Here is a 6599-nt window from a genome sequence, read left to right as displayed (position 1 = left end):
TAGAACATTTGAGACATACATACGAATGCAAAGAACTATATAAAGATAGAAGCAAAACCATAGAGAGGGTATTTGCTGACTTGAAGGAGAAGCATGGTTTGCGATGGACAACACTAAGAGGGATAGAAAAAGTGTCCATGCAAGCGATGCTTGTTTGTGCTTGCTTTAACTTAAAGAAGATGGCAAATTGGATGTGGAAGAAGGGACAAAACGGCCCTGGAAAGGGCAAAAATTTCTTTGTATTTATAAAATATTTATCAAAAATGCTTGTAAAAATACTCAAACCCCACTTTTCGTTTTTTGAAAAGTGGGGTTTGTCGACGGTCTGAAATAAGAACAGCTTAAGCTGTTCTTATTTTTTGTTAATATTTTATTAACAAAAAATTATATCCTTTGACTTAAAAATTTAATAATATTATACTTAATTTTGTTGAAAAATAATAAAGGAAGTGAAGGATATGAATAAACTAAGGTTAAGTTTAAAGTTATTACCAGATGTTTATGTGTTTATTTTTATAATTTTTACAAAGATGTTAATAGCTAATAAAATTATGGGACTTACTAGTCAGGCAAATTTGTATGTTTTTTTGGGAGTTTTAGGCTCGTCTCTTGTTTTTGCTTCATTCTTGACAATTTTTAAATTTAAAACAAGATATAAAGCGTTTTATGTATTTGATTTTATAATAAGTATTTTGTTATTAATTGATACGGTTTATAATAGATACTTTTTAGATATAACTTCTATAGCGTTAATTAAACAGGCAGGACTACTTGGAGAAGTTAAAGATAGTGTGTTTGCTCTTATTAAACCTTGGGATTTTCTATATTTTATAGATTTTATATTTGTTTATTTATTTTATAATAAATTTAAGAAAAATTTTATAGAAAAGGAAACAAGATTTACAAAAAGGGTTACAGCGTTTATTATGATTTTTATCCTAGGGATAGTTTTTAATTATCAAAGTGTAAAGGCTTTAAGTAGAAACCAGCCGGGTATATTAAAAACTATGTATGATAAAAAATATATAGCGTCAAATATAGGGAGCATAAATTTCCATATGATAGATCTTTATAATTTCTTGACTAGAAATGTTTTAAATATAAAAAAAATAGATGAAAAAGAAATTAAAGATACACTAAGTTGGTTTGAAAATAAAAATTCAAATAAAAATGAAAGATATTTTGGAAGATATAAAGGAAAGAATTTAATAATTGTTCAACTTGAAGCTTTTCAAGGCTTTGTTTTAGATAAAAAAATAAATGGTATAGAGCTTACCCCAAATTTGAATAAAATAGCTAAAGACAGTCTTGTTTTTAAAAATTATTATTATCAAACTGCTTGGGGTGGAACATCTGATGCAGAGTTTTTAAGCAATGTATCCTTGCTACCTGCAAGGGAGGGCGCTGTTTATTATCAGTTTGCAGGAAATAAATATGATTCTTTAGCAAAAGAACTTAAAAATATTGGATATTTTACCTGTGTAATGCATGCTAACAGGCCTGGATTTTGGAATAGAACAAATATGTATAAAGCTTTAGGGTTTGACAGGTATGAAAACGAAAATAATTTTATAATTGATGAAATTCAGGGAATGGGCCTTTCAGATAAATCCTTTTTTAGACAGGCAGTTGAAAAGATGAAAAATTATGACAGACCATTTTATTCTTTTCTTATAACATTATCAAGCCATTTTCCTTATAAGGATTATCAAAATAAAATTGCTAATATAATTGATGTTGGAGAATTCGAGGGAGATGTTGTTGGAGATTATTTAAAAGCTGTAAAATATACCGATGAGGCTGTTGGAATTTTAATAGATGAATTAAAAAAAGCTGGACTTTGGGATAATTCAGTTGTAGTATTTTATGGAGATCATGCTGCGATTCCTTATGAAAATAAAAATAAGCTTGCAAAATTATTATATGGAAAAGAAGATTTGAATACTTTTGAATGGGTTACAGCACAAAAGGTTGTTATGATGATTCATTTCCCTGATGAAAAAATAAAGGGGATAGATGAAACTACATCAGGACAAATGGATTTGTATCCTACCCTTGCAAATTTATTTGGGGTAAAACCAAAATATGTTTTAGGAAGAGACCTTTTAAATGATAAAGAAGGTTTTATCTTAACAAGGGAAGGAAATTTTATAACAAATGATGTTGCATATTTAAAGTCTTTAGATAAACTGGTGGATTTAAAAACTGGTAAAGAAGTAGATAAAAATAAATATAACTATCTTTTTGAAAAGTATAGGACATATCTAGAAATGTCAAATAAAATGTTGGAATATGATTTGTTGCGATATAAGGATAAAAAATAATTCCCTAGAAAGTTTCTAGGGAATTATTTTTATTCTAATTCAATTTTATTATAACTTTTTTTTCCTTTTCTAACCAACATAAATCCTTCTTTAAACATTTCTTCTTTAAGAACTTCATCAAAACTACTAACCTTTTCGTTGTTTATATATAATCCTCCCTGTTGAATTAAGCGTTTTCCCTCGCTTTTTGATGGTATAACTTTAGCTTCTACAAGAACATCTAAAAGTTTTTGACCTATTAAGTTTGAAGAAATCTTAATTGTTGGAACATTAGAAAGATCTCCACTACCTCCGAATAAAGCTTCTGCTGCTTCTTGGGCTTTTTTAGCTTCTTCCTCTCCATGAACTAGTTTTGTAACTTCAAAGGCTAGTATTTTTTTAGCTTCATTTATTTCTTTATCTTTTAGGGAAGAAAGTTTTCTTACTTCCTCCATTGGCAAGAATGTAAGAAGTCTTAAGCATTTTTCAACGTCGGCATCATTTACGTTTCTCCAATATTGATAAAATTCATAAGGAGAAGTTTTATTAGGATCAAGCCAAAGGGCACCTTTTTCAGTTTTACCCATTTTCTTTCCTTCTGAGTTAGTTAAAAGAGTAATTGTCATGCCGTAAGCTTCTTTTCCTTCTTTTCTTCTTATTAAGTCAACACCTGCTAATATGTTTGACCACTGGTCATTTCCTCCAACTTCTAATTTGCATCCGTAACGTCTGTTTAATTCTAAGAAGTCATAGGCTTGCATTAACATATAGTTAAATTCTAAGAAAGATAGTCCTTTTTCAAGCCTTAGCTTAAAGCACTCTGCAGTCAGCATTCTATTTACTGAAAAATGAACTCCTATATCTCTTAAAAAATCTATATAATTTAAATTTAAGAGCCATTCGGCATTGTTAACTAAAATTGCTTTTCCCTCTGAGAAGTCAATAAATTTTTCCATTTGTTTTTTTATACATTCAACATTATATGTTATATCTTCTTTTGAAAGCATTTTTCTCATGTCAGTTTTTCCTGAAGGGTCTCCAACCATTGCAGTTCCGCCACCTATTAGAACGATTGGTCTGTGGCCAGCTTTTTGAAGGTATGACATAACCATTAATTGAATAAAATGTCCAACATGGAGGCTATCTGCAGTTGGGTCAAATCCGATGTAAAATGTAACTTTTTCCTTATCAAGAAGTTCTTTGATTTCTTCTTCGTGGCTAAACTGTTCTATATAACCTCTTTCCTTTAGTACATCTAATATTGACAAATCTTGTCCCTCCTTAGTTTAAGCTTTAATATATTTTAACAAAGCAAAAAATTTTTTTCAATGTGCTTAAATTAGATATTTGCTTTCTATATTTTTAATTTTACCTTCTTGTTTAAGTTTATTAAGTTCAGTATTGAATATGTCTATTAATTTAGATAGGTCTTTTTTCTTTGTAAAACCTATTCTTGCATCGAATTTTTCTTCGGATGTATATATAAAGTTTGCAATTTCTAGTTTATTTTGTAATTTGTATGCCTTTATAACGTAATTTCCTATATAGTCGTTGATAAATATAGCATCAATTTGATTATTTTCTAGTTTTTCAAAAAGTACTTCTAATTTTTGAGAAAAATCTTTTTTTATTGAAGGATCTTTTAATATTTTATTAGGATAGGTGTATCCAAATATAAGTCCTATGGTTTTGTTTTTTAAATCATCATAATTTCTAAAGTAAATGTTCGAATTTTTGGATTTGAGAATTATAAATTTATTTTCATCTCTATAGGGATTAGAAAAATTAATGTATGTTTGTCTTTCATTAGTAAAAGATAAAGTTGATATTATATCTGCATATCCTTCCTTTATTAGATTTAGACACATTTCAAAGGGAGCATAAAAAATGTTTAGCTTTATATTATGTCTTTTTTCAAAAATTTCTTTTAAAATTTCTATGTCAATTCCAGGTTTTTGTTCATCTTCTATTACAAAAGGAGGATATTCCTCTGATACAACAACAAGCTCGTCATCTTTGATTTTTAGTTCTTTAAATAAATTAATCCCTATTTCACTAAGCCTGTTGGAGGTTTCATGTAGCTGTTTAACTATTTCATTTTCTTTAACTATTGAATTATTTATTTCACTTATTGAAGATAGGGTATTGTTTGTTGAATTAATAACTTCATCAGAGTAGGATTTTATTTCTTTAAAAGAAGAAAAAGAGTTTTGATTTAATTTTGACAATTCTATGGTTTGATTAGATATTACTTTAAATGAATCTAATATTTTATAAATGTTTTCTGTAGCTTTTTTTAGTAGAATAGATTGTTTTTCTATAAGTTCAACGCTTTGTAGCATTTCTTTATTAGCGTATGAAGAAATTTGTGTCATTTCATAAAGTTGTTCATCTACTATTTTAGAAAACTTATCGGTTTGTGTTGATAGTTTTTTTACTTCAGAAGCTACAACGGCAAAGCCCTTTCCGTGTTCGCCAGCTCTTGCAGCTTCTATTGATGCATTTAAAGATAGAAGATTTGTGCTTGCAGCTATCTCTCTTATTGATGATATTAAACTGCTTACTTTATTAATTTGATTATTTAAGTTTTCTAAGGATTTTTCGGTTTTTTTAATGGCGGATTTTACTTGCTCAAATTGTTCTATTGAATTAAATATTTCATGTATGTTTTTTGAAATATTGTTGTTATGTAACTCAAAAGATTTTACTATATCATCAGATAAATTTAAGTTTTTTTGAACCAATGAATGTATATTGTTAATTTGGTTTTGGGTATGTAAAAGTTTACTTTTGTTTTCATTTGATGATAAATTTATCTCGTTTGTTTTTTCAGATATTGATTTTAAATCTAATTTTAAATTTTCAATTGTGTAGATTATTTTGTTTATTATTTTTAAATAGGACTTTAACAGGTTATTTAAGTTTTTAGTCTCTTCAATTTTTATATCTTCTTTAATTTTTTTATTTTTTATTTTTAATGTATAAATTAAAAAAGCATTAAGGATTAAAGATAAAACAAGAAATATTTTTAACATAGTCATCCCCCCGTGTTGTTTTATAACCATATTATATATCATTTTTAATAGATATACCAAATTTTTTGTGATATAATCAATTTTGTTAAAAAGGCAAGGGATGGTGATAAAATGGGGCTTTTAGTTTCAGCAGTTTTAGGGGCTCTAATAGGGTATGTTACTAATTATATTGCAATTAAAATGCTATTTCGGCCATTTAATGAAGTGAGATTTCTAGGATTTAAACTTCCTTTTACTCCAGGTCTTATTCCAAAAGAAAGAAAAAGAATTGCCAAGAATATAGGGGATGCTTTAAAAGAACATATTTTAACTTATGAAGTTGTTCATAATTGGTTATCTAATCCTAGTTTTAAGAATAAATTAAGAGAATGGGTTATTTTTAAAATAAAGGAATTGTCTATTAAAAATTATTCTATAGGAGAAGTTTTAAACAAGACAGGAGTTAAATTAGATGATATTAGGAAAACAATAACTAAGTATGTGTTTAGATTGATAAAATTTCAAATTAGTAGAAGGAAAGATTTAAATATTCAGGATACAAGGCTGAGAGATATCTTTACAGATAAAATTATTGATAGCATAAAAGATACCGTAATAAAAAATAAAGATGATATAGCTTTATTTATAAAATCAAAGTTGAGAAAACCAATTGTAAAGGTAAAATTAGCTGAATTATTATATAATATACTCCAACAGAATATAGGAAAATTTATAACAATGATTATAAGTCCAGAATTTATAACTCAAAAAGCTATATCTTCGATAGAGGAATACTTAGATAAATCTGAAAACAGAACTGATCTGGCTTTAATTATTATAAATATAATTGATAATTTATTGGAGCTTAAAATACATGATTTAAAACGTTATTTTGAAGATATAGACTTAAAAGAAGCTTTTTATGAGAAGGGTAAATATTTTGTTGAAACAGAAGTAGATAATCTTGTTAGTTATATTCTAAATTTAAAGATAAATGATGTTTTATCTATAGATGAAGAAAAGTTTACCTATTTTATAGATAACTTACTTTCTGTTACTGATTGCTTATTTAAACGATATGGAAAAAATTTATTGGAAATTTTAGATATTTCAAAAATTGTTGAAGATAGGATTAATGAACTTGACATTGAATATATTGAAAAAATAATTTTAGAAGTGTCAAATAAAGAACTAAAAGCAATAACATGGTTTGGTGCCCTTTTAGGAGGCCTTATAGGTCTTATAAATCCGTTTTTGCAAATTCTTATAAAAAAATAGAGCC

General features: G+C 27.0%; 5 protein-coding genes. 3 read left to right on the top strand and 2 right to left on the bottom strand.

Going from position 1 to position 6599, the window contains the following annotated elements; genetic code table 11:
* The coding region (locus C4R78_RS02205) for a transposase (RefSeq protein WP_146057656.1) at positions 1-329 on the top strand (329 nt) is incomplete at its 5' end.
* 129 nt (positions 330-458) lie between these two features.
* Complete coding sequence (locus C4R78_RS02200) at positions 459-2324, top strand: LTA synthase family protein (RefSeq protein ID WP_103895465.1); 1866 nt, start codon at positions 459-461, stop codon at positions 2322-2324.
* A gap of 29 nt (positions 2325-2353) precedes the next feature.
* On the opposite strand, the gene tyrS is transcribed toward C4R78_RS02200, so the two are convergent.
* Together tyrS and C4R78_RS02190 are read right to left on the bottom strand one after the other, a co-directional pair.
* Positions 2354-3571 (bottom strand): tyrosine--tRNA ligase, encoded by a 1218-nt coding sequence (tyrS, locus tag C4R78_RS02195; RefSeq protein WP_103895464.1) that lies wholly within the window; start codon positions 3569-3571, stop codon positions 2354-2356.
* Positions 3572-3637: 66 nt separating this feature from the next.
* Complete coding sequence (locus C4R78_RS02190) at positions 3638-5338, bottom strand: methyl-accepting chemotaxis protein (protein ID WP_159945772.1); 1701 nt, start codon at positions 5336-5338, stop codon at positions 3638-3640.
* A gap of 111 nt (positions 5339-5449) precedes the next feature.
* Between C4R78_RS02190 and C4R78_RS02185 the strand changes: the two genes are divergently transcribed.
* Entirely contained in the window at positions 5450-6595 is a 1146-nt protein-coding gene (locus C4R78_RS02185; RefSeq protein ID WP_103895462.1) for a DUF445 family protein, read from the top strand.
* Positions 6596-6599 lie beyond the last annotated feature (4 nt).

Source organism: Caloramator fervidus, from assembly GCF_900108045.1.
Lineage (GTDB): Bacteria > Bacillota > Clostridia > Clostridiales > Caloramatoraceae > Caloramator > Caloramator fervidus.
The sequence above is the reverse complement of the archived record's forward strand: the minus strand, read 5'-3'. Positions and strand labels throughout refer to the sequence as shown.